33 protein-coding genes and 1 pseudogene are annotated in these 26,198 nt (G+C 29.3%); 21 read left to right on the top strand and 13 right to left on the bottom strand.

Annotated features, from left to right (window positions below; all coding sequences use genetic code 11):
* Window positions 1-95 precede the first annotated feature (95 nt).
* The 5 genes from FBF02_RS04285 to FBF02_RS04265 are packed head-to-tail and all read left to right on the top strand — an operon-like array spanning window position 96 to window position 4,577.
* Complete coding sequence (locus tag FBF02_RS04285; protein WP_002852609.1) at window positions 96-506, top strand: RrF2 family transcriptional regulator; 411 nt, start codon at window positions 96-98, stop codon at window positions 504-506.
* Window positions 493-2,667, top strand: coding sequence for a flagellar biosynthesis protein FlhA (gene flhA / locus FBF02_RS04280; RefSeq protein WP_002857013.1), 2,175 nt, complete (start codon window positions 493-495; stop codon window positions 2,665-2,667). Before FBF02_RS04285 ends, flhA begins: the two co-directional genes overlap by 14 nt.
* A gap of 8 nt (window positions 2,668-2,675) precedes the next feature.
* Window positions 2,676-3,722, top strand: a complete 1,047-nt coding sequence (locus tag FBF02_RS04275) for a DHH family phosphoesterase (protein WP_002857066.1) — start codon at window positions 2,676-2,678, stop codon at window positions 3,720-3,722.
* The gene (locus FBF02_RS04270; RefSeq protein WP_002857162.1) at window positions 3,706-3,948 is read left to right on the top strand and encodes a hypothetical protein; all 243 of its coding nucleotides are present in this window, start codon (window positions 3,706-3,708) and stop codon (window positions 3,946-3,948) included. The genes FBF02_RS04275 and FBF02_RS04270 overlap by 17 nt, the downstream gene beginning before the upstream one ends.
* The gene (locus FBF02_RS04265) at window positions 3,945-4,577 is read left to right on the top strand and encodes a hypothetical protein (RefSeq protein ID WP_002858755.1); all 633 of its coding nucleotides are present in this window, start codon (window positions 3,945-3,947) and stop codon (window positions 4,575-4,577) included. Before FBF02_RS04270 ends, FBF02_RS04265 begins: the two co-directional genes overlap by 4 nt.
* Here the strand turns inward: FBF02_RS04265 and FBF02_RS04260 are convergent.
* Window positions 4,555-4,705 (bottom strand): annotated as a pseudogene (locus FBF02_RS04260) (hypothetical protein). The gene FBF02_RS04265 and the pseudogene FBF02_RS04260 sit on opposite strands and share 23 nt — an antisense overlap.
* Window positions 4,706-4,942: 237 nt before the next feature.
* Between FBF02_RS04260 and FBF02_RS09140 the strand changes: the two are divergent.
* The 3 genes from FBF02_RS09140 to FBF02_RS09130 all read left to right on the top strand — a co-directional run bounded on the left by FBF02_RS09140 (window position 4,943) and on the right by FBF02_RS09130 (window position 5,901).
* Window positions 4,943-5,461 carry a hypothetical protein gene (locus FBF02_RS09140; RefSeq protein WP_002916224.1) on the top strand — a complete coding sequence of 173 codons (519 nt, stop codon included), beginning with the start codon at window positions 4,943-4,945 and terminating at the stop codon, window positions 5,459-5,461.
* Window positions 5,462-5,524: 63 nt separating this feature from the next.
* A complete protein-coding gene (locus FBF02_RS09135) occupies window positions 5,525-5,713 on the top strand; it encodes a hypothetical protein (RefSeq protein ID WP_077409359.1) in 189 nt (62 codons plus the stop codon).
* The gene (locus tag FBF02_RS09130) at window positions 5,689-5,901 is read left to right on the top strand and encodes a hypothetical protein (RefSeq protein WP_002858763.1); all 213 of its coding nucleotides are present in this window, start codon (window positions 5,689-5,691) and stop codon (window positions 5,899-5,901) included. The genes FBF02_RS09135 and FBF02_RS09130 overlap by 25 nt, the downstream gene beginning before the upstream one ends.
* Before the next feature lie 34 nt (window positions 5,902-5,935).
* Here FBF02_RS09130 and FBF02_RS04250 read toward each other — a convergent pair whose 3' ends face one another.
* The 8 genes from FBF02_RS04250 to FBF02_RS04235 all read right to left on the bottom strand — a co-directional run bounded on the left by FBF02_RS04250 (window position 5,936) and on the right by FBF02_RS04235 (window position 9,289).
* Window positions 5,936-6,577, bottom strand: a complete 642-nt coding sequence (locus FBF02_RS04250; RefSeq protein ID WP_021034217.1) for a thiol:disulfide interchange protein DsbA/DsbL — start codon at window positions 6,575-6,577, stop codon at window positions 5,936-5,938.
* Window positions 6,578-6,660: 83 nt separating this feature from the next.
* On the bottom strand, window positions 6,661-6,831 hold the full coding sequence (locus FBF02_RS09125) for a hypothetical protein (protein ID WP_002852584.1): 171 nt from the start codon (window positions 6,829-6,831) through the stop codon (window positions 6,661-6,663).
* A 94-nt stretch (window positions 6,832-6,925) separates the two neighbouring features.
* On the bottom strand, window positions 6,926-7,291 hold the full coding sequence (locus FBF02_RS09120; RefSeq protein WP_158208991.1) for an aryl-sulfate sulfotransferase: 366 nt from the start codon (window positions 7,289-7,291) through the stop codon (window positions 6,926-6,928).
* Window positions 7,292-7,301: 10 nt separating this feature from the next.
* Entirely contained in the window at window positions 7,302-7,454 is a 153-nt protein-coding gene (locus FBF02_RS09115) for a hypothetical protein (protein WP_002864840.1), read from the bottom strand.
* A 227-nt stretch (window positions 7,455-7,681) separates the two neighbouring features.
* A complete protein-coding gene (locus FBF02_RS09190) occupies window positions 7,682-7,813 on the bottom strand; it encodes a hypothetical protein (RefSeq protein ID WP_002852428.1) in 132 nt (43 codons plus the stop codon).
* Between the two features lie 47 nt (window positions 7,814-7,860).
* Window positions 7,861-8,097: an aryl-sulfate sulfotransferase N-terminal domain-containing protein gene (locus FBF02_RS09110; RefSeq protein ID WP_002852527.1), complete on the bottom strand. Its 237-nt coding sequence runs from the start codon at window positions 8,095-8,097 to the stop codon at window positions 7,861-7,863.
* Window positions 8,098-8,132: 35 nt separating this feature from the next.
* Complete coding sequence (gene dsbI / locus FBF02_RS04240; protein WP_002865484.1) at window positions 8,133-8,933, bottom strand: protein-disulfide oxidoreductase DsbI; 801 nt, start codon at window positions 8,931-8,933, stop codon at window positions 8,133-8,135.
* Entirely contained in the window at window positions 8,930-9,289 is a 360-nt protein-coding gene (locus tag FBF02_RS04235; RefSeq protein WP_002852474.1) for a thiol:disulfide interchange protein, read from the bottom strand. Before FBF02_RS04235 ends, dsbI begins: the two co-directional genes overlap by 4 nt.
* Window positions 9,290-9,916: 627 nt before the next feature.
* Between FBF02_RS04235 and FBF02_RS04230 the strand changes: the two genes are divergently transcribed.
* The 6 genes from FBF02_RS04230 (at window position 9,917) to FBF02_RS04205 (ending at window position 16,352) form a co-directional block, all read left to right on the top strand.
* Window positions 9,917-10,981: a tyrosine-type recombinase/integrase gene (locus tag FBF02_RS04230; RefSeq protein WP_002852607.1), complete on the top strand. Its 1,065-nt coding sequence runs from the start codon at window positions 9,917-9,919 to the stop codon at window positions 10,979-10,981.
* Entirely contained in the window at window positions 10,971-12,755 is a 1,785-nt protein-coding gene (locus FBF02_RS04225; RefSeq protein WP_002852546.1) for a bifunctional anthranilate synthase component I family protein/aminotransferase class IV, read from the top strand. The genes FBF02_RS04230 and FBF02_RS04225 overlap by 11 nt, the downstream gene beginning before the upstream one ends.
* Window positions 12,752-13,318 (top strand): aminodeoxychorismate/anthranilate synthase component II, encoded by a 567-nt coding sequence (locus tag FBF02_RS04220; RefSeq protein ID WP_002852589.1) that lies wholly within the window; start codon window positions 12,752-12,754, stop codon window positions 13,316-13,318. Before FBF02_RS04225 ends, FBF02_RS04220 begins: the two co-directional genes overlap by 4 nt.
* Window positions 13,319-13,444: 126 nt before the next feature.
* Window positions 13,445-13,873, top strand: coding sequence for a flagellum-secreted nonflagellar protein FspA2 (gene fspA2, locus FBF02_RS04215; protein WP_002858761.1), 429 nt, complete (start codon window positions 13,445-13,447; stop codon window positions 13,871-13,873).
* 65 nt (window positions 13,874-13,938) lie between these two features.
* Window positions 13,939-15,195, top strand: a complete 1,257-nt coding sequence (murA, locus tag FBF02_RS04210) for a UDP-N-acetylglucosamine 1-carboxyvinyltransferase (RefSeq protein ID WP_002852514.1) — start codon at window positions 13,939-13,941, stop codon at window positions 15,193-15,195.
* Window positions 15,192-16,352 (top strand): molybdopterin molybdotransferase MoeA, encoded by a 1,161-nt coding sequence (locus FBF02_RS04205; RefSeq protein ID WP_002852443.1) that lies wholly within the window; start codon window positions 15,192-15,194, stop codon window positions 16,350-16,352. Before murA ends, FBF02_RS04205 begins: the two co-directional genes overlap by 4 nt.
* 21 nt (window positions 16,353-16,373) lie before the next feature.
* Here FBF02_RS04205 and lepB read toward each other — a convergent pair whose 3' ends face one another.
* Complete coding sequence (gene lepB / locus FBF02_RS04200) at window positions 16,374-17,222, bottom strand: signal peptidase I (RefSeq protein ID WP_002852457.1); 849 nt, start codon at window positions 17,220-17,222, stop codon at window positions 16,374-16,376.
* Window positions 17,223-17,231: 9 nt separating this feature from the next.
* Window positions 17,232-18,080: a bifunctional methylenetetrahydrofolate dehydrogenase/methenyltetrahydrofolate cyclohydrolase FolD gene (folD, locus tag FBF02_RS04195; RefSeq protein ID WP_002858768.1), complete on the bottom strand. Its 849-nt coding sequence runs from the start codon at window positions 18,078-18,080 to the stop codon at window positions 17,232-17,234.
* 79 nt (window positions 18,081-18,159) lie between these two features.
* Between folD and FBF02_RS04190 the strand changes: the two genes are divergently transcribed.
* The 7 genes from FBF02_RS04190 to FBF02_RS04160 are packed head-to-tail and all read left to right on the top strand — an operon-like array spanning window position 18,160 to window position 24,202.
* A complete protein-coding gene (locus FBF02_RS04190) occupies window positions 18,160-18,507 on the top strand; it encodes a c-type cytochrome (protein ID WP_002858771.1) in 348 nt (115 codons plus the stop codon).
* Window positions 18,504-19,778: a glutamate-1-semialdehyde 2,1-aminomutase gene (gene hemL, locus FBF02_RS04185; protein ID WP_168940572.1), complete on the top strand. Its 1,275-nt coding sequence runs from the start codon at window positions 18,504-18,506 to the stop codon at window positions 19,776-19,778. Before FBF02_RS04190 ends, hemL begins: the two co-directional genes overlap by 4 nt.
* Window positions 19,775-20,104, top strand: coding sequence for an AtpZ/AtpI family protein (locus tag FBF02_RS04180; RefSeq protein WP_002852414.1), 330 nt, complete (start codon window positions 19,775-19,777; stop codon window positions 20,102-20,104). The genes hemL and FBF02_RS04180 overlap by 4 nt, the downstream gene beginning before the upstream one ends.
* Entirely contained in the window at window positions 20,104-20,607 is a 504-nt protein-coding gene (locus tag FBF02_RS04175) for a membrane protein (RefSeq protein ID WP_002852497.1), read from the top strand. The genes FBF02_RS04180 and FBF02_RS04175 overlap by 1 nt, the downstream gene beginning before the upstream one ends.
* Window positions 20,585-21,772 carry an MFS transporter gene (locus tag FBF02_RS04170; RefSeq protein ID WP_002916132.1) on the top strand — a complete coding sequence of 396 codons (1,188 nt, stop codon included), beginning with the start codon at window positions 20,585-20,587 and terminating at the stop codon, window positions 21,770-21,772. The genes FBF02_RS04175 and FBF02_RS04170 overlap by 23 nt, the downstream gene beginning before the upstream one ends.
* Window positions 21,765-23,924 (top strand): flagellar hook-length control protein FliK, encoded by a 2,160-nt coding sequence (locus FBF02_RS04165; RefSeq protein ID WP_021034215.1) that lies wholly within the window; start codon window positions 21,765-21,767, stop codon window positions 23,922-23,924. Before FBF02_RS04170 ends, FBF02_RS04165 begins: the two co-directional genes overlap by 8 nt.
* Window positions 23,921-24,202 carry a FlhB-like flagellar biosynthesis protein gene (locus FBF02_RS04160; protein WP_002852641.1) on the top strand — a complete coding sequence of 94 codons (282 nt, stop codon included), beginning with the start codon at window positions 23,921-23,923 and terminating at the stop codon, window positions 24,200-24,202. The genes FBF02_RS04165 and FBF02_RS04160 overlap by 4 nt, the downstream gene beginning before the upstream one ends.
* Here FBF02_RS04160 and FBF02_RS04155 read toward each other — a convergent pair.
* Complete coding sequence (locus tag FBF02_RS04155) at window positions 24,199-24,999, bottom strand: phosphatidylserine decarboxylase (RefSeq protein ID WP_002858754.1); 801 nt, start codon at window positions 24,997-24,999, stop codon at window positions 24,199-24,201. The two genes, FBF02_RS04160 and FBF02_RS04155, sit on opposite strands and share 4 nt — an antisense overlap.
* Window positions 24,996-26,120 (bottom strand): metallophosphoesterase, encoded by a 1,125-nt coding sequence (locus FBF02_RS04150; RefSeq protein ID WP_002852430.1) that lies wholly within the window; start codon window positions 26,118-26,120, stop codon window positions 24,996-24,998. Before FBF02_RS04150 ends, FBF02_RS04155 begins: the two co-directional genes overlap by 4 nt.
* Window positions 26,121-26,198: the final 78 nt, after the last annotated feature.

The following is a 26,198-nucleotide window of genomic DNA, read 5'->3' as shown; positions in this document are numbered from 1 at the left end:
ATCTTTTTTAGAAGGTTTTGTCAAAATTTAAGTCTTTTTCTAAGAATTATTTATTATAATTACAGCTATTTCTGTAGTTATAACAAGGAGAATCTGTGCTATTTACCAAAGCTAGCGAATACGCTTTACTTTCTTTAATTTATATTTCTCAAAAAGAAACACCTCAAGATGTAGATTCTTTAGCTTTAGAGCTTGATATTCCTAAAAGTTTTTTAGCTAAAATTTTACAAACTTTAGCTAAAGATGGCTTGTTAAAATCCTTTAAAGGGGCAAAAGGTGGTTTTGTTTTAATCAAAGAACCAAGTCAATATACTATAAAAGAAATTGTTAATAGTGCTGAAAAAAAGGATATCAGTGTATTTGAATGCAGTGGTGGCACTTGTCCAAATAATAAAGAAGAAAATTGCACCTTAATGCCTATGTTAGTAAATTTACAAAATAAAGTAGATGAATTTTTAGATTCTATTACTTTAGAAGATATTATGAAAAATAATGGCAAAAAATAAAATAGTCGATTTAGTTTTTCCTTTCTTGGGGCCTTTAATCGCTCCTGTTTTAAAAGCTAAAAGCTTGACTATTGTTGGTTTTTTAGTTTGTATTTTAGCTATTATTATAGTTCCTTTACCAAGTCCTATTTTGGACTTTTTCTTGGCTTTAAGTATAGCTTTATCGGTATTAATTATTTTAATTTCTATTTATATACCCAAACCGACAGATTTAACAACTTTTCCAACTTTAATCTTGATTATCACTTTATTTAGGCTTTCATTAAATATAGCTACCACAAGGATGATTTTAAGCGAAGGGCAAAACGGCCCTGAAGCTGTGAGTGAGATTATAGCAGCATTTGGAGAATTTGTTGTTGGTGGAAATATGGTCATTGGCGTGATTGTATTTTGTATTTTAGTATTGATTAATTTCATGGTTGTAACAAAAGGTAGTACAAGGGTTTCTGAAGTACAAGCAAGATTTACACTTGATGCGATGCCGGGTAAACAAATGGCTATTGATGCGGATTTAAATGCAGGACTTATTGATGAACAAACCGCTAGAGCAAGACGTCAAGAAGTTATTGCTGAGGCAAACTTCTATGGTGCAATGGATGGTTCTTCTAAATTTATCAAAGGAGATGCTGTTGCAGGAATTATCATAACTATTATAAATATCATAGGTGGTTTTTTAATAGGATCTTTTCAGCACGATATGGCTTTAAGCGATGCTGCATCTACTTATACTATTTTAACCATAGGTGATGGACTTGTATCTCAAATTCCAGGGCTTATTACTTCTACTGCAACCGCTATAATTATCACTCGTGCAAGCAAAGATGAGGAAAATTTTGCAGAAGGAACTTTAACTCAACTTTTAAGCGAATATCGCACGCTTTTAATAGTAGGTTTTGTACTTTTTATCTTTGCGTTAGTGCCTGGTTTGCCAACTTTATCCTTGGGCTTTATGGCTTTAGTATTTTTAAGCCTTGGCTATCTTACCAAGCAGGTTAAGGAAGGTAAAATTGATATAACTACAGTTAAAAAAAGCAAACCAAGTGCCGCAGTTGCATCTCAAAGTGGAGCAGGTGGGACAACGGCAGCGCCTGCTAAGAAAAGCGAAGAAGAAATTCTCAAAGAAGAAGAGCACAAGATTAACGATATACTCAAAGTTGAAATTTTAGAACTTGAACTTGGATACGGACTTATTAAGCTTGCTGAAAACGAACTTACAGAAAGAATTCGCTCAATGAGAAGAAGTATTGCTGAAAGTTTAGGATTTTTAATGCCAAAAATAAGAATAAGAGATAATTTAAGACTTAAACCAAATGAGTATAGTTTTAAACTCAAGGGTGTGTCTATAGCAAGTGCTGAAATTTATCCGGATAAATATTTAGCCATGGATAGTGGTTTTATCACAGAAGAGATAGAAGGGATTGCTACAAAAGAACCCGCTTTTAACTCTGATGCACTTTGGATTGATGCGAATTTAAAAGATGAAGCAACATTAAATGGCTATATAGTAATAGATCCTGCAAGTGTTATTTCAACACATATGAGCGAACTTATCAAAGCGCACGCAAGCGAACTTCTCACACGCCAAGAGGTACAAAATCTTCTTGATAAGGTTAAAAATGATTATCCAATCATCGTAGAAGGTGCTTTAGGTGTTGCACCTGTAAGTCTTATTCAAAAAATTCTCAAAGACTTGCTTAAGCATCACATACCAATTAAAGATATGCTTACTATTTTAGAATCTGTAAGCGATATAGCAGAAGTAAGCAAGAGTTTTGATATGATTATTGAACATGTAAGGGCGTCCTTAGCTAGGATGATTACAAATATGTATTTAGATGATAAAGGAAATTTGGATATTTTTATCTTAGACTCTGCTAGTTCTGCGGTTTTAATGGAAAATGTACAATTTAGAGATGGAAGTTATCACTTGCCTTTAAGTGTAGCTCAAACAGGTACTTTAGTAGATACTCTAAGGGCTGAAGTTGCCGCAGTAGCAAATGGTCGTATCAAGCCTTTTATACTTTGCGTTGAACCGCAGCTTAGAAAATTCATTGCTGATATTTGTTATAATTTTAGCATTAATATAGTAGTGTTAAGTTTTGCAGAAATTGCAGAAAATACAAATTTTAATACCGAGGGTATTATTAGGATAGAACTTTAAGGAATATAATGAAAATTTATCATCTTTCACATACAGATCTTGATGGCTATGCTTGTCAATTTATAGTAAATTTTTATTTTAAAAATGTGAGATTTTATAATTCTAATTATGGCAAAGAAATTAATGAAAATTTTAACTCTATTATAGGCGATATAGAAAAAGATGAAAATTTCGGAAAAGCTATTATTCTAATAACAGATTTAAATTTAAATTTAAATCAATGCGAAGAATTTGAAAAAATTTGCAAAGAGAAAAATATTAAAATTTTTCTTCTTGATCATCATCAAAGTGGCGAAGAATGTGCTCAAAAATATTCTTGGTATTTACTTGATTCTAAAAGATGTGCAACTAAAATCGTTTATGATTTTTTCTCTAAAATCTGCACCCCTGTTTTAGAGCTTTCAAAATTTGTTGATGTGGTTAATGCTGTTGATATTTGGCTAAGCGAGGATGAAAATTTTGAACTTGGAAAGGTTTTTTTAGGCTTGATTGCCAATGCAAAAGAAATAAATCGCGTGATGTTTAAAGAATCTCAAATCGATTATATGTTTTTCTTGCTTGATAAGGCTTGGAAATTTATAGGAAAAGAAAATGCGAATATTTTACTCGATAATGCTACTCATTTTATAAAAAAGGATTATTTTGCCAGAAAAAATGATGATACTCTTTCTAATTTAATTTCTTGTTTTGTAGTTGAAAAACTAAGCGAGCTAAAAGAAAATTTCAGTATAGAATATGAAGGCCATAAAGGCATCTTAACTTCAAATATAGGCAATACTTCTGTTATTGGAAATGATTTTTTAGTAAAAAATCCTGATTATGACTTTTTTATTGATGTTAGTTCTAGAAAAACCTTAAGTTTTCGTGCAAATGGAAAAATAGATGTAAGTTTAATGGCTAAAAATTTAGTAGGTGGTGGTGGACATAAAAATGCTAGTGGTGGACTTTTTGCGACATTTAAAGATGGAGCAAATTATAATCATATTAAGGCTCAAATTATTGATTTAATTAAAAGCAAAGAACTTAAAAAGGAAAACAATGAATCAAAACAATAATAAAACCTTAAAAAATGAACTAGAAGATTTACAATATGAGCTTAGCATAGTTTTAGAAGCTATGCTTTTATACGCTGGAGTTAAAAGGGACAAATTAGAAAATGCAATAGAAGCTTATATTGATAATATAGATAATGTGCTCGAAAATTCCAACAAAGAAGGGGTTGATGAAATTTTAGAAGTGGTGGAATTTCTAAAAAATAAATACAAAGATTTTTTTCAATGAAAAAGTGTATTTTAATTTTTTTTAGTTTATATTCTTTAAGTTTTGCCAATATTTATGAAAAATTAAATGATTTTGCTTATGAAAAAAAACCAAATAAAGATTTTAAGATTCAAGACGTTAAATTAGTGCAATTTTCACAAGAAAATAAAGATTGCCTTGAACTTTTAATAGAAGCTGGTCAAGTTAGAATTTTAAATAGCTATAATTCTTGTCAAAAATTATCTAAAGATGAAAGTTTTCAAAAATTTCTTAATGAAGATTTTTTAAAACTTTATAAAAATAATGGATACTTGATTAATGAAAATTTACAAAATTTGAAAAATACCATGCAGGATATTATGATATATTATAAACTCCGATATTCTTTTAGTAAAGATGTAAAAGATATGAGTAAAAATAAGAATTTGGATATTTTAAATATAGATGAAAAAGACGGTGGTACTTTGCTTTACAAAATCAACAATCAAGCTTGCGTTGGAATAGAACTTACAAGACATGACTCAAGAATGGCTATGAAAATATACGGAATAGAAAATTTGGATAAAGAGTGCAAACTATTTATCCAATCACCTTCTTTTAAAGATCTTTCCTACACAAAAAAAGATTTTAAGTGGTATTATTTAGAATAAATAAATGCTTTAATTTTTAAATAAAAATTTTTAAAAATCGCGCTTAAAGCAAAAGTATCTTGCCTTCCAAGATTTTGAAAAACACAGTTGTCTAAGTCTTTTTTTTCTTGAATGCTTAAATTTTTCATTAACCTAACCTTTAAAAATATTGCAAGATTTTATTATAGCGAAAAAACTTTATTTTTGCTTTAAATATTTATAAGTTCTATTTTAAATATAAATGAATATTATTTTAAGGTTTAAAGCTTTTTTCTTAAAATGTAATTAGGTTTTATTGACTTTTTCTAAATAAAGTCTTATACTGAATTTAAATTACGCAAAATAAGGAGGAAAATTGATGAATAAATTTTTCTATAGTTTTAACTTTGTTGTTATATGGAAGTTGTGCTTTAGCCTTAGATCCAAATTTGGAAAAAACCAAGAGTGCAACAGGTATTGACCTGCCTACTGCTAAATGGAATTTGCCTAAGGCATTAAATGAAGATGGCACTATAGATGAAACTAAGATGCCAAAAAATTCAGAATATAGCAAAATGGTTATTTTAGGAAATAAAATTCTTAATGAAACAAGCAAATATGTGGGTCCACAGGCCAAAGATCCTAAAAAAAGATTTGCGGGAAATAATCTTTCTTGTTCAAGCTGTCATGCTAATGGTGGAAGTGTGCAAAATCAATCGGGTTTTGTAGGAATTTGGGCAAGATTTCCACAATATAATGCCAGAGGAGATAAAGTAATTACCTTAGCAGATAGGATCAATGGCTGTTTTGAACGCTCTATGAATGGCAAAAGAATGCCTAGTGATGCGCCTGAAATGAAAGCCATGCTAACTTATATGCAATGGTTATCTCAAGGAGTTCCAGTAGGAGCTAAGATAGAAGGGTAGGGACTTAAGAAAATAGATTTCATCTCAAGAGCAGCTGATCCTAAAAAAGGCAAGGCAATTTATATGGATAAATGTGCCGTTTGTCATCAAGAAAATGGATTAAGGCTTAAAAATGAGGATAGCACAGGGGCGTATTATCTTTATCCACCACTTTGGGGTGATGATAGTTATAATACAGGAGCTGGAATGTATCGTCTATCAAAGCTGCTTCTTATATTAAAGAAAATATGCCTCAAGGTGCGCCTGACTTAAGTCTTGAAGATGCTTATGATGTAGCAGCTTACATGAATTCACAAGCTCGTCCTATTAAAGCAAATAGAAATAAAGACTTTCCAGATAGAAAGATTAAGCCTTTAGATATGGATGTAGGACCTTATGATGATATCTTTTCTACAACCCAACATCGCTATGGACCTTATACAAATATGATCAAAAAATAATTTTTAAGGCAATTTTTATTGCCTTAAAAATTTATTATTTCATATTACTTAATTTTTTAACTAGATCTTCTAAATCTTGCATCGAATTGATTGCGCTTGGGTTAATTTGATATTTTCCATTAACAACAAAAGCAGGGGTACCATAGGTTTTAGCTATATCATTAGCTCTTTGAAACTCGCTTAAAATTTCTTTAGCTTTTGGGGTATTTAAAAAATTTAATACTTCATTTTTATTTACATTCATAGCCTTTAAACCTATGTCGTAAAATTCATCTAAATTTGAAAAATTTCTTTGCTTGTTTAAAAAATAAGAAACAAAATAAACATCAGCAAGTTTATGAGATAAACTATCAGAATAACTCGCATCTTTACCATTTTGCTCATCTTTGTATTGAGCAAAGGTAAAAAGCTCATTCATTTCTTTGGAAAATTCCCCATTCATTAAACTTACAGGATAGAGTTTAAAATGTAAATTTGGAAAAGCTTCTCTCAGTTTTTCAAGAGTTCCAAATTTATGATGATTATAACAATGTATACATTTATAAGAAAATGCTTCTATTACACTATTTTCAGAGCTAGGTAAACTTGGATTAAGGGTAATAAAACTATTGTTTGCTAATGCAAAACTTGAATAAAATACAAGAGCTAAAACAAATTTGCAAAAAAAATTACACATATTATATCCTTGGTTAAATAAAATTTTCAAAGATAATTTTATTTAAAAAAAATAAATAAACCCAAAAATAAATTTGGGCTTATTTATTTTTTAGGATTGAATGCTTGATCAACACTAAAAGGCATTGCTTGATAATCCGTGCCTGAACCGCTGAATTGAATTTGAACCGAAGGCTCCTTAGCGCCCCAGTTAAATTCATCAATTTTAGGTTTTGGTTCTCCAAGACTTACACCTTTACTAAGATTAAAAGCCATTCCAGCGTTGCACTATAAACCATAATAGAATCTTTATCTGGTTCATATTGAGTTAAAGAAGTTACAGGATAAAACCATTCATTGCCATTTTTATCTACAGGTTGCAATAAATATTTTTGAAATTCTTTATTCCACCCTTTATATGCGCCCAATTCCTACCTATACCTGCTATATCTCCAAATTTGTCGCTTTCATCCATTTTGGCAAGCTCTTCATCGCTTAAAGTTTTACCCACTTTACTTGCATCTATATTTAAACACACTGCACTTTGATCTAAAGTTTTGATAATAGTACTTCTATAAGGATCTAAAATCTTATACAATCTCCAATCATCAACAACATTACCATTCTCATCTACTTCTATAATAGTATCACACACTGTGCGTACATGCTTACTATCTTGGACGCAAAGTATTTGTTGAAGAAATAATGCCCATTTTTTGCATATTGTCCATAGCATGAGAAAAAATCTATATAGACAGCAGGTAATTTGCGATTGAAAATTTCTCTTCCCAGACATCGTATTTTACATATCTTTGACCAAATCCCCAAGTTAAAGCTCCATCTTTGTTTTGACGAAAACTTATCATAATTCCACGATTGTAAATATTACCCCAGTTCATTAGTTTATTGTTATCATAATACCATCTGATTTCACCCTTGGTATCTTATAATAAAGACATTTGAATTTTCATCCCATTCCATAGCACCACCTACAAGATTATTCCATACAGATTATGAGTCTTTGCCAGATTATTTTCCAGGAGCATTATTTACTAAATATAGCCTATCTGAAAATTTTGGATCCATTTTTAATACTTTCACATTTTCAAAAAGAGTTCCTCTTTGATCAGTGCCTTCCGCTTGGCTCTATGCTAGCCCATGGAGTTGTAATTTTATAAATCTCATCAATGACTTTTTGACTTTTACCATTTGCGGTTTTAGTATAACTTACCTTTACTATAAGAAGGATAAAGTCCAAAAATAGGAATTCCACCATACGTCTTAGCCATTTTAGAATTCACATTATTAAGAAATAGTTTGACCATTTGATTTTTTTATATCGCTTAAGACATAACCATTATTCATGATAATAGCGGTCAAAGGAGACAATCCATAAGGATTCATTTTAATCATACCCATTTGTCCTTGAATTTGCCAATCTATTTTCACTCTACTAGGACCACCCATGGCCATTAAAGCATTAGGTGCAAGTAGGGTAGAACCCGCCAAAATTGCCATGCAAAGAGTTTTGCTAAGTCTCATGATCAATCCTTTAAAATTATTTAAGACATCCTATTTTAAGAGTATCTTAAAACGACTTGATTTAAACTAGCTATATTTTGATTCGGATTTTTTGATTCGCCTATAAATTTAAGCACCAAAACCAAAGCAACAATCACCAATGCAAAAATTTTAGCATTAGGTTTATTTTTATCTAAAACATAGGCTATAAACATTGCAAAAAGCACGACAAAACAACATAAAAATGCTATAAGACAGCAAATTGCCATATTCATAAACTTTAAACTAGGAATCAAATACCAACCATTACTATAAAGCCCATTTTCAAAATCAGGTGGAGTTCCTATAAAAAATTTTTGAAAAGCATTGAGATGATTATAAGCATTTTCTGGAACTACAGGGGTATCCATCCCGCATTCTCCTGTTGGCAAAAACCAACTAGAAGCCCATTTATACAAAGGTAAATTAAATGGATAAATAGGAATTTCACGACATCCATCTACGCCTGCAAAAGGATTTTCAGAATGAACCACTTCATGGATATGATTTAAAGTTAGACAATGCTCCAAGCCAAGCCAAATTCCATAAAAAGCTAAGCTATAAGAAAAAATTTTTATAATATTATTTGCAGGGTTGATTAATGCAATCATACCACCTATAGCCATAACAAGCATATCAAATCTTATATACACACATTGTTCACAAGGTTTCATAAAAAGATATTCTTGAAATAAAAAATGTGCTATACAAGTAAGTCCTATAGTAACTATAATCAAAATCAACCAAGGTTTGCGCGTATCTTGCCATTTGGAAAGTGAAAAATTTCTGCATTTATCTTTCATTTTTATACAACTCATTTTTGCTTGCTAAGTTCTTTAGTAATTTCAATCAAAGCCTCTGGAGAGTTGATTGCACTTGGAACGATTTGATATTTTCCATTAACAACAAAAGCAGGGGTGCCATAATTTTGCGAAATAGGATTGGCAATTTCATAACTTTTTAAAAGCTCTGCAGCCTCTGGAGTTTTTAAGAAATTTTCAAAATCAGCTTTACTTACATTCATTGCTTTTAAACCGACACTATAATTATCAGCGTTAGCAATAGGATTTTTAAGAATTACATATTCTTTACCTTCACTTAATGCGCTAGCACTTATACCTGCTAAAAAAGCACATACAACAATAGATCTTGCTAATTTTACTGGAAATTTCATTACCCTCTCCTTGAAATTTGGTTTTGATAAAACTTTTTATTAAGTTTTTATGTAATAACTATTATAAAACTATTAAAATAAAAATATTCTTAAAAAATTTTATAACTAAGAATATTTACTTTAACTAAAAATCAAGAATAGGGGATTAAAAAATTTAATGCACAAGTTATCATTTTTATGTATATTTTGATAATAATATAAAATAATTTAATTTTTAAATATTCTTTATAGTTTTCAAGAAAAGTAAAATATAATTTTAATTTACGAAATAAAATTATCAATTTTTTACATTATATTTTATGGATAAGTTTATTTCACTCAAAAGGTAAAATCATAAAAGTATGTAAAAATAGTAGCTTAATCTATATCAAAGTAGAATAATCTAGGTGTATATAAAAAAGTTTGAAAATTACAGTTTTCAATACAAAATTATAAATTTTATATATTTTTACCTTTTATCATATCTTTTTATGATTGATATAAGATTTATTTAATAAAAATATTTTAATCTTTTTGCCTTGCATATAAAAACAAACTTTTTCCTAAAAAAGCTTTTTTTTACTAAGTTAATACTAAAATACCTTTTCTAGTTAAAAAGCTAAAATTTTAGATTTAGGAAAAGTTTTTATGAAATACCCTTTAGATTGTGAAGAAAATTTTGAAAAATCATTCTTATTTTGGTTAGCAAAATATGTAAAATTTAAACTCAACTCACTATCTAACAAAGAGTTAAAAAATCCACAAGCTTTAGCAGAAGTTAATTTTGCTCTTACAAAAGGTGTAAAAAATATTGATGAACTTGACGCTCTAGCAAAAAAAGCAAGAAATGCTGGTTTAAGTGGAGTTAATACTTATTTTAATCCTTTAAAAAAAGTATTTGAATATTTAAATTTTTATAAGCTTTACTCTTTAAAACAGATTGATGAAGAACTTATTGTAGAAGTTTTAGCAAGTATAACAGGTGCTTTATCAGATGCAAGCAAAAAAAATTACCGTATTGCTGTGATTAATTTTTTTGATTTTTTAGACAAGCAAAATGAAGAAGATGAAAAAGCACATATTTTCGATATCAATCTTAAAAACTGGGCAGGTATAGCAGGTTCTAAAGGGGTAAAATTACCTGAATTTATGAGTAAAGAAGAGCTTAAAAAATTTCTTGATGCTATTGAAAATGCAGATTTTAAAAACAATACCATACGCAATAAACTTATTATTAAAATCATCATTTTTACAGGCATACGGGTAAGTGAAGCTATCAATATCAAAATGGGTGATATTAGCGAAGAAAACGATCTTTATATCATAAGAATAAGAGCTAAAGGCAATAAATATCGTGTTGTAATGATAAAAAAAGAACTTATTTACGATTTGCTTAAAAATGTAAGTATTAATTATATAAGTAAAGACGCCCTACTTTTTGTCAATAAAAAAGGCACTCCACTGACTCAATCTTATGTCAGTCGCATAGTAGAACAGCTTTTATTTCGCGCAGGAATTCGCAAACAAAAAAATGGTGCTCATATGTTGCGTCATACTTTTGCCACCCTGCTTTATAAAAAGCAAAAAGATTTAGTTTTAGTTCAAGAAGCTTTAGGGCATGCAAGTTTAAATACCTCAAGAATTTACACTCATTTTGATAATGATAAATTAAAACTTGCCGCACAGGTTGCAAAGGAATTAAGTGACTCTTGAAAACTATGCTGTTTTTGGTAAATATTTTTACCATGATTTAAAACACACTTTAAAAGCCTTTAACCACAAAGAAAGTAAAAAATGCTTTAAATTTATAGAGAAATATAAAAATGATTTTTATATTTTAATGCTTACTGATTATGAACTATATAGATATTTTCAAGATAAAAATTTCACAAGCAAAAAGGCTTATTTGTCTGTATTTGCTTTTAAAAAAAGAAAAAAATTTCAAAAAGAAGATATTGATGAAGAAAAATTTATTCCTGAATTTATAAATTTTTTAGATCAAGATAATTACAAAGAAAATTTCATCAAGGTTAAAGAGGCAATCTCCAAAGGAAGAGTTTATCAAATCAACCTCACTCAAAATTTTAAATTTCATAGCAAAATGGATTCTTTTGAACTTTTTAAACTTTTACTTTCTAGACAAGATACTGAATTTAAAGCTTTTATAAAAGATGAAACAAGAGAAATTTTGTCCTTCTCACCTGAACTTTTCTTCAAGACCAAAAAAAGAAAAATATTTACAAAACCTATGAAAGGCACAATTAAGCGTGATAAAGATCCTATAAAAGATGAAGAAAATAAAATTTTCTTGCAAAATGATACAAAAAATCTGAGTGAAAATGTTATGATTTGTGATCTTTTACGCAACGATCTTTCAAAAATCATCACAAAAAAAAGCTTAAAAACCAAACTTTTTGAAATTCAAAGTCACCCTACTTTACATCAAATGACTTCAAGCGTACAAGGAAAACTTAAAAAAAATATTTCTTTATATCAAATTTTTAAAGCTCTCTTTCCTTGTGGTTCTATTACAGGTGCTCCAAAGCTTGAAAGCATTAAATTTATTGAAGAATTAGAACAAAGAGATCGTGGTATTTACTGCGGAACTATAGGTTTAATACACAAAAATAAAAATAAATGTAGCGTAGCCATACGCACCTTAGAAAAACAAGATGAAATTTATACTTATAGCACGGGTAGCGGCTTGGTTTGGGACTCAAAATTTAAAGATGAATTTGAAGAATTAAAACTTAAAAGTGCAATCTTAAATCCTTGTGATTTTCATCTTTTTGAAACCATGTATTTTAAAAATTCTCAAATTTTATTTTTAAAAGAACATTTATTAAGGCTTATAAATTCAGCTCTTAAATTTAATTTTAACACTCACAAGCTCTTTAAAGATTTTTATAATGTTTTAAATCAAAAAAGTTCTCATAAAAAATATCAAAATTTTACACTTTTTAAACTCGATGAAAAAATTTTCCACAAAAAACACTCTTTATTTTATAATTTTCCCCTACCCTTTAAAAATCCACATAAAGAAGGAATTTTAAAGCTTATTTTATACAAAGACGGAAGATACGAATTTCAACAAAGTGCCTTAAAGCAAAATTCAAACGATATTTTGCTTTTAAGTGATGATAAAATTAACTCAAAAAGTGACAATCTCTATCACAAAAGCTCTTTGCGTACTTTTTATAATCAACACTCATACAAATGGCAGCAAAACTTGTGTTATGACATAGCTTTTTTTAACGAAAAAGATGAACTTTGCGAAGGCTCAAGAACCAATCTCATCTTAGAAAAAAACTCTCAATTTTATACTCCACAAATTCAAAGCGGTATGTTAAATGGAGTATATAGAAATTTCTTAATCAATCTTGGTTTGATAAAAGAAAAAGCATTATTTAAACAAGATTTATTTGAAGCAGAAAATATTTATTGTATTAATTCCGTGCGTGGTTTAAAAAAGGTAAAATTACAATGAAGAAAATTTTATTTATAGATAATTATGATTCTTTTAGTTATACCATCATCTATTATCTTAAAGAACTTGGTTTTGAATGTAAAGTGATAAAAAATGATGCCTTTAAAAAAGCTAAAGAATTAGAAAAATTTGATTTCACTCATCTTATCATCTCTCCTGGCCCTCATTCTCCTAAGGAATCTAAATTAAGCTTAAAAGCAATCAAATATTTTAAAAAAAATAAAAAAATTTTAGGTATATGTTTAGGACATCAGTGTATAGCTGAAATTTTTGGCGGTAGGGTTTCTAAAATGCAAAATCCCATGCATGGTAAAATTTCTAAACTTTATTTTAAAAAAGATCCTATTTTTAAGGGTATTAAAAAAGAAATTGAAATTTGCTTATATCATTCTTTACACATTAGTTCCATGCCTGAAAAATGCAAAATTTTAGCTCATAATTCAGAAAATATTATTATGGCAATTAAACATAAAAAATATCCTATTTATGGATTGCAATTTCACCCTGAAGCGGTTTTAACTCAAAAAGGCAAAAAAATACTTAAAAACTTTATGAAACTTTAGTCTTTTTTGCATTTAAAATATAAATATGAAAATCTAAAATAAAATATCCTTAAAATAATTATCATTAATATAAATTTATAAATAAAAAAACCGATAACAATATAAATTAATTTAAAAAGATTTAAGATGAAAATAGATACTTTGACAAAAAATTTTAGCAATTATCAAACACAAATAAACAAAAACAATGATTTGGCAAGTAATGTTCATAGTGACAATGTGGTTAAAATTCAAATTTCAGATGAAGCAAGAAGTTTAAGTCAAGCAAATTCAAAAAATGAAAAAGAATATGAAATCAAAGTAAGTCAAGAAAAAATAGAAAACCACAAAGACCAAAATTCCATTCAAAGTAGCAAAGGTGGCGGAAATCCCGCATTAGAGGCTTTAATAGCAAAATTAGCTGAAATTTTAGCTAAAATTGCAGAACTTACTCAAAAAATGACAAACGCTAACGAACAAATGAAAACGACATTTCAAAAACAAATTGATGTGCTAATATCTCAAGCAGATGTAATTCAAGCTCAAATTCAAGAACTCCAAAGCCAACAAGCTTGATTATATTTTTTCAAAAGTTTAAGAATGCTATAATGGTGCATTTTTAAACTTTTTCAAGGAAAAATATGACTTATCTAGAAATCGAAGGCACAAATCATCTAAGCGGAAATGTTGCAATAAGCGGGGCAAAAAATGCCGCCCTACCCTTGATCGTTTCAAGCATACTTGCTAAAAACGAAGTAAAAATCAACAATGTTCCTAATGTTGCTGATATAAAAACTCTTATATCTTTGCTAGAAAATTTAGGAGCTAAAGTCAATTTTCAAAACAATAGTGCTTTATTAAACACAAACACTCTTAATCAAACCATAGCTAAATATGACATTGTGCGTAAAATGCGTGCTTCTATACTTACTCTAGGGCCTTTGCTTGCTCGTTTTGGGCATTGTGAAGTATCTTTGCCTGGTGGATGTGCCATAGGACAAAGACCTATTGATTTACATCTTTTAGCCTTAGAAAAAATGGGGGCAAATATACAAATCAAACAAGGCTATGTCGTAGCTAGTGGAAATTTAAAAGGCAATGAAATTCTTTTTGATAAAATCACGGTTACAGGTAGTGAAAACATCATCATGGCAGCAGCTCTAGCTAAAGGTAAAACCAAACTCTTAAATGTTGCAAAAGAACCCGAAGTAGTTCAACTTTGCGAAGTTTTAAAAGACGCAGGACTTGAAATCAAAGGCATAGGTACAGATGAACTTGAAATTTATGGTAGTGATGGAGAACTTTTAGAATTTAAAGAATTTAGCGTTATACCTGATAGAATTGAGGCAGGAACTTATCTTTGTGCAGGGGCTATTACAAATTCTAAAATTACTTTAGATAACGTTAACGCCACTCATCTTAGTGCAGTTTTAGCAAAACTTCATCAAATGGGTTTTGAAACTTTGATTGCAGAAGATAGTATCGCCCTACTTCCTGCTAAAGAAATTAAACCTGTAGAAATCATGACAAGTGAATATCCAGGCTTTCCAACCGATATGCAAGCGCAGTTTATGGCACTAGCTTTAAAAGCTAATGGAACTAGTATTATTGATGAAAGACTATTTGAAAATCGTTTCATGCATGTAAGTGAACTTTTAAGAATGGGTGCGGATATTAAACTCAATGGTCATATTGCTACCATAGTAGGCGGAAAAGAACTTAACGCTGCTGATGTCATGGCTACAGATTTGCGCGCTTCTTCAGCCCTTATCTTAGCAGCTCTTGCAGCTAAAGGTACAAGCAAAGTCCATAGAATTTACCATCTTGATAGGGGTTATGAAAATTTAGAAGAAAAATTTAAAGATTTGGGTGTGAAAATCACAAGGCTTGAAGAATGAAAAATATCTTTGAAACCTTAAAAGACTTAGAAAATCAAATTTCATGTTTAGATGAAAGTGAGCTTATTAGCCTTGAAAAAGCAAAGGATAGAATTTTAGCTAAAGATTTATACGCTAGAAAAAATCTACCTAGTTTTGACAATGCTGCTCTTGATGGCTATGCTTTTAATTATACTGATATCAATGAGGCTTTGGAGATTAAAGGGACTATTTTTGCAGGAGATAAAAATTTTTATACAGTTGCTAAGAATGAATGCTATAAAATCATGACAGGGGCTAAAATGCCCAAAAATGCTGATACTATCTTAATGTTAGAAGATGAGTATATAGAAGAAAATAAACTCATCATTAAAAAAACCCCTAAACAATACAATGCCTATCGCTATAAAGGCGAAGAATTAAAAAAAGGTGAAATTTTACTTCAAAAAGGCACCAAACTTAATGATAAACATATCGCCCTGCTTGCTTCTCAAGGGCTTTATAAAATAGAAGTCATAAGAAAAATTCGCATAGGTATTTTTTCAAGTGGAAATGAGCTAAAAGAACCTTGGCAAGAATGCGATGAAGAAAGTATTTATAATGCCAATGCTTTGCCTTTACTAACTATGCTTCAAAATGCTTCTTATTTGGGTATTATCAAAGATGATTTTAAAAGCACTAAAGAGGCTTTAGAAAATACAAATTTTGATCTTTTAATCACTTCAGGAGGTGCAAGCGTTGGCGAGGCTGATTTTATGGAAAAAGCTTTAGATGAATTAGGCTTTACTCCGCTTTTTAAAGGTTTAAAAGCACGCCCTGCAAGACCTACTAAGCTTTATAGAAAAGGTGAAAATTTCGTATTGATTTTACCAGGAAACCCTATGGCAGCTTATCTTTCTTGTTTTATTTTTGCTAAAAAAATCATTAATTTATTAAGTGGAAACCTAGACAATCCTTTAACATTTTATGGCAAAATGGGTATGGATTTAAAACTTAAAAGCGGAAGAAATAATCTCATTTTAGGAAATTTAGAAAAAGGTATTTTTACACCATTTAACGAAAACAAATTTGGCTCTGGTATGATACTTCCACTTATTAAAAGTGAGTTTTTGCTTATAAGCGAAGAAAATACGAGTGAATTAAAAAAAGGTGATGAAATCACGCTTTTAAAAATATAATGTTTGTGTTTTTCACAAACATTAGCTTAATTTATCCTCATCATCATGATCATGGATATATTGTTCATCATTTTCCAAGGTATCAACAAAACGCCCTATCCTTTCCCAGCGAACATTTTTATCTTTATCCCAAGAGAAATATACAAACCAAGGTTTACCTACTATCAACCTATAAGGAACAGAACCCCAAAAACGACTATCATAAGAATAATCGCGATTATCACCCATCATGAAATACTCATTTTCAGGTACATCAAAAACATAAGCATTTCCGCCGCTAAAACCTATATGATTTCCAAGTTCTTTAATATAAGCTGGAGACATGGCAAAATCACCTATGCTAAGAAAGCGTAAAATATCGCTTTCTATATCTTTTTTTGGATCATAATGAATACCTTTTTGTTTATAAGGTTCTTTTACATAAATTTGCCCTCCAAGAGTAACAAGATCATTCGGATAATGTTCTTTCATAAATTCATCACCCTCATGCATTCTTACATAAAGTGTTTTATTTGCATAAACTATCCTATCTCCTCCTGTGCCTACACAACGCTTTACAAAGTGTTCTTTTTCATTTCTAGGATTTCTAAAAACAACTATATCTCCTCTTTGCGGCCCTTGTGCTTTTATCAAATGCCCATCTTTATTAAAATCCGGCAAAACAGGAATTTCCAACCAAGGAATATGAGGAGTTGGGATACCATAGCTAAATTTTTTAACAAATAAAAAATCCCCTACTAATAAGGTGTTTTTCATAGAACCAGAAGGAATAACAAAAGCTTGTATAAAGAAAAAAATCACCAAAAGAACAATAACTACAGTTCCAGTCCAAGACTGTGAAAATTTATATAATTTCTTTAAAATTTCCATAGATTTTCCCTAATTAAGTCTATTTTTAGCAGATTTAACTGTGTTTTCTAAAAGCATGGCTATAGTCATAGGACCTACTCCACCTGGAACAGGAGTTATATAACTAGATTTTTTAGATACCTCTTCAAAATCTACATCTCCAACTATCTTTCCACTTTCAAGACGATTGATTCCAACATCAACAACAATCACTCCTTCTTTTACCATATCCGATCGAAGTAAATTCACACAACCTGCTGCTACTATAATCAAATCAGCTTGCCTAGTATAAAGGCTCAAATCTTTGGTTTTAATATGACAAACGCTTACTGTAGCTCCAGCGTTTAAAAGCATAGTAGCCATAGGACGACCTACTATATTTGAAGCACCTATAATAACAGCGTCTTTTCCTTCTAAATCAATTTCATAAGCCTTCAAAAGCTTCATAACTCCAAGTGGAGTACAAGGCAAAAACCCACTTTCTAAGCCTAAATTTAAATATCCTACATTAATAGGATGAAAGCCATCAACATCTTTACTACTTATAATGCTTTCAAGTATTAAATCTTTACAAATATGATCAGGTAAGGGAAGTTGAACCAAAATTCCATGAACACTATCATCGTGATTTAAGGTATTAATCAATGCCAAAAGTTCATTTTGTGTAGTATTTTCATTAAGATAATAAACTAAAGATTTAATTCCACATTCTTCACAGGCTTTAGCCTTAGATTTTACATAAGTTTGACTTGCAGGATCATCTCCAACCAAGATAACAGCTAAACAGCTTTCAATCCCTTTGCTTTTCAAAAATTGATTTTTTTCTTTTAATTCTTCTTTGATTTTTGCGCTTAAAGCTTTACCATCAAGCAAAGTCATTATTTTCCTTCTATAAATTTAATCACTTTTTTAAAGTAAAAATTGTATCATATTAAAACTTCATTAACAAGGTGAAACTTTGAAAATTGTCTTAATGTTTTTTTTATTTAGTATCAGTCTTTTTGGTGCTGATTTTATCACTCTTAAAGAATACTCTAAAATGCTTTATGAAAATCCAAGGGGCATTAGTTGTAAAGAATGTCATGGAGCAAATGGAAGCGAACAAATTTTAGGATATTATATGAAAAATGGTATTAAAACAGCTTATAAAGTTCCAAGTATACAAAATCTTAGTTTTGAAAATTTTAAAAATTCTCTTAATCAGAGTAAAGACGCAAAATCAATCATGCCAAATTACTCTTTAACAAATGATGAAATTGTAACTTTATATAATTACATCAAGCAATTTAGCAAGGAAGAAAAATGACAAACAAAAAAGCTTTTAAAGAAGCGTGTAAATTCATCGCAGGTGGTGTAAATTCTCCAGTTCGTGCTTTTGCAAATGTTCAAAGTGAGCCAAAATTTATTTCTCATGGAAAAGGTGCTTATATTTTCGATATAGATGGAAATTCTTATATAGACTATGTTCAAAGCTGGGGGCCTTTACTTTTTGGACATTGTGATAAAGATATACAAAAAGCTTGTCAAAAAGCACTTCATAAAGGTTCAAGTTTTGGAGCTCCAACTTTATTAGAAACTGAACTTGCCAAGCTTGTTTTATCTGATTTTCCTCATTTAGAAAAGATCCGCTTTGTAAGCAGTGGAACAGAAGCAACCATGAGTGCTATTCGTCTTGCCCGTGGTTTTACTAAAAAAGATAAAATTTTAAAATTTGAAGGATGTTATCACGGGCATTCTGATTCATTATTAGTGAGTACAGGAAGTGGTGCTGCTACTTTTAACTCTCCTAGTTCTTTGGGTGTTTTAGAAGATGTAGCTAAACACACTTTAGTAGCTAAATATAATGATATAAATAGCGTTAAAGAGCTTTTTGAAAAAAATAAAGATATTGCATGTATTATCATTGAGCCTATTGCTGGAAATATGGGGTTAGTTCCAGCTAAACAAGATTTTTTAGAAGAACTTGCTAAGATCTGTAAAAACAATCAAACTCTGCTGATTTTTGATGAAGTAATGAGTGGATATAGAGCATCTTACCTTGGTTCCTATGGAATCAATCATATCCAAGCAGATATAATTACTTTTGGTAAGGTAATAGGAGGCGGTCTACCTGCAGCAGCATTTGCTTCTAGAGCTGAAATTATGGATATTTTAAGTCCTTTGGGTGGAGTTTATCAAGCAGGAACTTTAAGTGGAAATCCTTTGGCAATGGCTGCAGGTATAGCAAGTCTTACAAAAGCCAAAAAGAAAACCAAGCTTTATGACAAACTTGGAAAATTAGCAAAAAAACTTACACAAGGAATGAAAAAATTAGCAGATGAAAAAGGACTTCCGCTGCAAGCTTGTCATGTAGGTTCTATGTTTGGATACTTTTTCACCAAAGATCCTGTATCAAACTACCAAGATGCATTAAAATCTGATCTAGCATTATTTTCAAAATTTCACAAAAATATGCTTGAAAATGGAATTTATTTAGCACCTTCTCAATTTGAAACAGGCTTTATATGTTCAAAAATGGATGATAAAATTATAGATACAACATTAGAGGCTGTTAGGGAAAGCTTTAAAAGAATATGAGCAATATTTTAAAAGAAGAAAAAAATCACTTAGAAAATTCCAACAGCAAAAGACAAAAAATCATTCGCAAAACTCTTGAAGCTGCGGATGGTTTAAGTCTTGGCATTTCTATGGTTGTTGCTGTATTTATAGGTGTGGGAATAGGATATTTGCTTAAAAAATTTACTCCTTATCCTTGGCTTTTTTGGCTTGGAGTTTTTTGGGGGATCAGTGCTGCTATACTTAATGTTTATAAAGCTTATAAAGTTCAAGTAAAAAGCTATGAAGAATTTAAAGAAAGAGATGAGTTGATCAAAGAAAAAATTCAAAAAGAAAAGAACAAATAATGGAACATAAAAAAGCTCTATTTTGTATTTTTGCCATTATTCATTTATTTTTTTGGATCATATTTTCATCGTTAAATCATTTTAAATTAGATACATTTTTAAGCTATGAAATAGCTTTTTTTAGTGTTTTATTGATTATTTTTACTTCTTATTTAAATTATAAAAAAGTCATTATAAAAAAATCAAAAAATTATGAAAAAGATTTTAATTTCATTTCATCACTTTTTATTAAAAAAAAACAAAATTTATCAAAAATTATTCATTTTAAAGTTCTAAAAGACGATTTAAAGCCAAATATTAAAGAGAAAATCCATTTTTTTACTATGTTTTTTACTCTCTTTAAATTGATGGCTTATGTGATATTGGTTGCTGGATTTTTATTTTTACATCGCCAAGATAAATTAGATATCTTTGCTTATATTTGTGGAATTTCATCCTTGCTAGTTTGTGTGTTTATTTTTATTTTATATATAAAAAAGTATGAGTCCAAAAAAAATTATTAAATCAATGACAGCACTTTTTGCTGGTATGGCATTTTTATTTGCAGGTAATGCCTTGATAGTAAGCTCTATAGGTGTTATATTAAAAGAAAACGGAGAAAGTTCTTTAGCTGTTGGAGTAGTAAGTTCTTGTTTTTTTGTAGGCGCTCTTGTTGGAACTATCAGTGCTCATAAAATTATTTCTCGTATAGGTCATATACGCTCTTTTGGGCTATTTGGTGCTATTTTTGGAATTTCAGCTATGCTTCATACAGTAAGCGAAAATCTTATTTTTTGGGCTATTTTAAGATTTTTCATAGGAATTTGCTACTATGGACTTTTAATGGTCATAGAATCATGGCTTAATGAAAAAAGCAAAAATGCCATTCGATCTAGAATTTTAGGCTTTTATGAAATTGTTTTTTATCTTGCGTTTGGTATTGGAGTTTTAATCATAGCGTTAAATTTGAGCAAACATAGTGTATTTATTCTCAGTGCAACTTTAATTTTACTTTCATCTTTACCTTTAAATCTAATTAAAATCAAAGAACCTGTTTTACCCGCATCAAGTCCTATTTCTATACCTAAAATTTTTGATATAGCTCCTTTAGCTATCGTCACAAGCTTTATAGCTGGAATGCTTATAAATGGCTTTTTTTCTATGGCATCTTTATTTATACTTTTGCAAGGTTTTGATACAAAAGCGGTTTCTTATTTTATATTTTGTGGGGTTTTAGGTGGTTTTATTGCACAAACCATCATAGGAACTATTTCAGACAAACTTGGTCGCAAATTTGCCATTATCACTTGTGCAAGCATAGGATTTATCACTATGCTTATATTTATCTTTTTTAAACTTCATTTATATATGCAATATTTTTTAGGAATTACTCTTGGTATAGGAATATTTTGCTTATATGCTTTAGCACTTGCTAGAGCAAATGATGTTTTAGTAAGCAAAAATAAAGGTGTAGAGTTAGGTCGTGGGGTTCTTTTTTGTTATTCTTTGGGCTCTTTGTTTGGCCCTTTAATTTTAGGTTTTTTAATGCAATATTTTGAAATCAAAGGTTTTATATGGTTTTATATAGTTTCTTTAGCATTTTTAATTCTTTTTGCTATCAATAAACCAAATATTTTAAATAAAAAATTTAAGAAAAAGCCTGGAAATATGGTGATATTTGATGATTAATACTCAACTAGCAAGTCAAATTGCCAATACGCAAAAAAATGATTTAAAAGTAGATAACTCTGCTTCAAAAGATAAAACAAATTTAAAAGACAATCCAAAAGAAGTACTTGCACAAGCTTTAAAGCAAAATTTAGGTTTAAGCAAGGACGCTAGTAGTGAGGAAATACTAGCAAAATTTGTTCAAAATGAAACAGGTACCAAATTAAAAGAACTTGTTAATAAACTTTTAGATCAAATCAATGCTCAAAAAAATCCCGATTCCCCTGTGCTTAAACAAGGAAAAAATTTAAATTTAGCTCCTAATTTTGCTAATGAATTAAAAATCTTAAGTACAGAACTTGCAAAAAGTGATACTTTTACACAAGTTTTAGACAGATTAAATCAAATTTTAAAACCTGCCAGTGAAATAAAAAACAATAACTTAGCTCCTTTGTTTAAAAATTCAGGCGTATTTTTAGAAGCTAAATTAAAAGATGCCCTAAACGAAGAATTACTACCCAAAAGTTTTCACTCTCTTTTAAGTACAATCAAAGGTCTTAGTAGCGAAAAACTAAGCGTTCAGATAGCCCAGCTTGCAAATACAAATTTAAGCCCAAAAGACACTTTAAAAGAATTAAAAAATATTATTAATTCTAGCAAAAATGAAAATAAGCAAATTTTAAATCAAAGTTCTTTTAAAGCACTTTTAAATTTAAGTTCTAAATTGGAAAATTTTAAAAATTATATAAGTAAAAATCCCAGTCATGCTCAAGAAAAAATCACCCCTATAGCTAATAAAATTTTAAAAGAATTAAATTCCATCAAAAATGATTTTTTCAAAGCTCTTAATAAGCCAGAAAATTTAATGATAAAAGATCCAAACATCCTTAAGCAAACTGCTACCGCCTTTGAAAAACTTGAAAATACTTTAAAAAATATACTAGGCAATCAAGCTTCTAAAATACAAGATAAAGAAAATATTTTAGAAAATCTTTTAAGTAACAAAGAAAATATCAAGGAAGAAAAACTTAATCATAATACAAAAAACCAAGATGAAGAAAAACATATAAAAGCATCAAAAGAAGATGAAAATTTAGATTCTGGTATAAAAACCCATGAAGAAGATACCCAAGATACAAAAAATGATATTCAAAATAATGAAACAGAAAATAAGCCAGACAATGATATAAAAAATTCTACTCCAAACCAAGAAAAAATTAAAGATGAAAAACAAGAAAAATCAAAAGAAAATATCAAAGAAAATCCAAAATTTTATGAAACAAAAACAGAAAACAAAACTTCAATCAATACAAATACCAACACTTCAAATCCTAACACAAACAATACGCAAAATTTAAATAATACTCAAAATATTCAATCTAACAATAACCAAACTATGCAAAATATTTTTAAAAATCAGGAATTTATAAAACAAAATATTGTAAAAAATTTAGCATTTAATGTAGAAAATTTAGATCTAGAACAAGTGCAAGATTTAAGTAAAAATTTAAGCAATCTTTCTCGTAGACTTAATGAAAGCTTAAAAGAACTTGAACCCTATACTCAAAATGCCAAGCTTAATCAAGCAGAACTTAAAAATCTCGAACACAAACTCAATCTTTCTATCAAAGATCTAGCGCAAATTAAACCAAAAACAGAACAAGATATAGCTGAATCTTTACATCATGATGTAAAATCAACACTTTTGCAAATTTCAAATTTAGCTAAAAATGAAGGCAATGAAGCTGTATACAATCAAGCTAATCGTCTTTTAGCGCAAATTGAAATCAATCAGCTTATGTCTTTAGCTAATGATTCTATCAATACTTATCTGCCTTTTTCTTGGGATGATTTAAATGATTCTAAAATTATGTTTAGACGCGGAAAAAAGGACAAATTTTTTGCTCAGATTAAACTCGAATTTGCAAAACTTGGGGATTTAGAAATTCTTATTTCTTTAAATAATGAAAAATATATAGATATTAATATTATGGCAGAAAATATTGAATTTAGAAAAACCATCTATGAAAATGCCCATGAGCTTAAAAGAAATATCAATAAAGCAGGACTTTTAAGTGCAAATTTCTTTGTAGGTGATATCATAAGAAGTAAATTTGATACTAGAAATATGAAAAATTTAGATCTTGAAATGGGTATGGATAAAAAAGTATGAGCAAAATCAAAAGATCGATTAAAAAAGCTGTAGCTCTAGGCTATCAAAAAGAAAAAAACTCTGCACCAAAAGTGCTTGCAAGTGGCAAAGGAGAAAGTGCTGCTAAAATTATTTCTTTAGCCAAGGAACACGGAGTTCCTATTAAAGAAGATGAAGATTTAATAGAAATTTTAAGCAAGCTTGACTTAGGTGATGAAATTCCACCTAATATGTATAAAGCTGTAGCTGAAGTTTTTGCCTTTATCTATCAAATGGCAAATAAAACTCCTAAAAACTAATCCGCTATTTTTTCTCCAAATTTAATACCCTGCCCTACTTTTAAATTAAAAGTTAAAAGTCCTTTTTGAGAGATTAAAACTATAGTAGAACCTAGCTCAAAATTTCCTAGTTCTTCGCCTTTTTTGAAATTTAAATTTTCATATTTTCTAGTAAAATTATGAGAAATTTTAGCATTGGTTTGTATGCTTGCATCAAAATTAAAACGCATTTTTCCTACATTTTGCGCTCCTACAAAAACAAGCCAAAAAATACCTTTTTCATTTTGACATTTCAAGCTCACTCTTTCATTTTTTACATATAAATTACTAATGCATTCTAAATGTTTTTCATTTACGCTATAAAGCACTCCACTTGTGTAAGTTGCACTTAAAATTTGCATATCACAAGGGCTGTGATAACGATGATAATCTTTTGGAGAAAGATAAATATTGACATAATCAAGCCCATTTTTAAGTTCATCTTTTTCAAAGCTATCTTTTAAAAGCTCCTCAACGCTATAAGCATGTCCTTTTATAGAAAAAGCAAAATGTTCTTCATTTGCTAAAAAAGTACTTCCACACTCTAAAATTTTACCATCACTTGGACTGATAAAACCTTCTTCAAATTTTCTTGGAATTTGTAAAGTTCTTGTAAAAAGAGCATTTAAACTCTCATATTCACAAGGAGCTTTAAATTCACTCATATTGATATTAAAATACTTAACATAATTTTCATTAATAACTTTTTGTATCATTTTAGGAAATTTAATCCCCGCTACAAAACCAAAAAGTCTCGAACTTTCTTTTGAAAAACTCATTTTTTTCCTTTTAAATTTAAAATCACTATTTCACTCGGAGCAAAAACTCTAAGACTTGGCCCCCAAAATCCTGCTCCACTACTCACATAAAGCTTAGTTTTTTCTCCTAAATCATAAAGCCCATAAACAAAACCTTGCTGAAGTTTAACTAAAAACATAAAAGGGAAAATTTGCCCTCCATGTGTATGCCCACTTAAAACAAGATCAAAATCACTTAAATCATAAAGCAAAGCTGTTTTAGGTTGATGTGTGAGTAAAATACTAGCTTTGCTTGTATTTAAATCCACTTTTATTCTTGCTAAATCAGGAGCATATAAACCCCTATCAAGTCCGGCTAAATCTCCAAGTCCAGCAATATTTATAAAACCCAAATCTAAATTTTGATTGACTAAAATTTTCATATTAGTATGTTTTCTAAGTAAATCCAAAACTTCATTGATACCATGATAATACTCATGATTTCCCAAAGCATAAAAAGTTCCGTAAGTGGAGTTAAAATCATTAAGTTTTGAGATGTAATTTTTTAAATCTTTAGGATTAGTATCAATCAGATCCCCTACTATTACAACCATATCAGGACTTTGCAAATTCACTTTAGTGATGAGCTTGTCTAAAAAATTTTCATGCAAATTTTTACCCAAATGTATATCAGTAAGCATGGCAATTTTTAAATCTTGTTTAAGATTTGGTATTTCAACATCAACACTCTTTACTTCAGGTGTTTTTAGAGCATTATTTATACTTGCATAAATTAAAAACACACTTAAAACTATAAGAGAAAGTTCAAAAATCAAACGCAAAATAAGATTATATGTTTTATCTCTTTTACCCATAAGAGCTAAAATCAATTTAACAAAATCCCAAGCTAAAGTCATAAAAAACAAACAATAAGTCGGCGCATAAAACATGGCTAAAATTTCATACCAAGTATCACTTAAATATTCATCTCTACGAAATATTAAAAACACAGCTTGAGCTAAAAAAAGCACAATAAAAATAAAGGAAAAAATTTTATAAAAATACTTAAAAAGAGTAATTTTCTTGATTAATCTTTTATAAATATAAACATTTGCTAAGCCAAAAATCAATAACACAATGAAAGAAAAAATTAAAAATATCATAAAAGTATTATAACCAAGTAAAATTAAATATCCGTATAAATTTTTCTGTTATAATAAGCTTTTAAATAATTTTAAAGG

Source organism: Campylobacter sp. CFSAN093226, assembly GCF_012897595.1.
GTDB classification, from domain to species: Bacteria; Campylobacterota; Campylobacteria; order Campylobacterales; family Campylobacteraceae; genus Campylobacter_D; species Campylobacter_D jejuni.
Note: the sequence above shows the minus strand (reverse complement) of the source record. Positions and strands in the feature narration are given on the sequence as shown.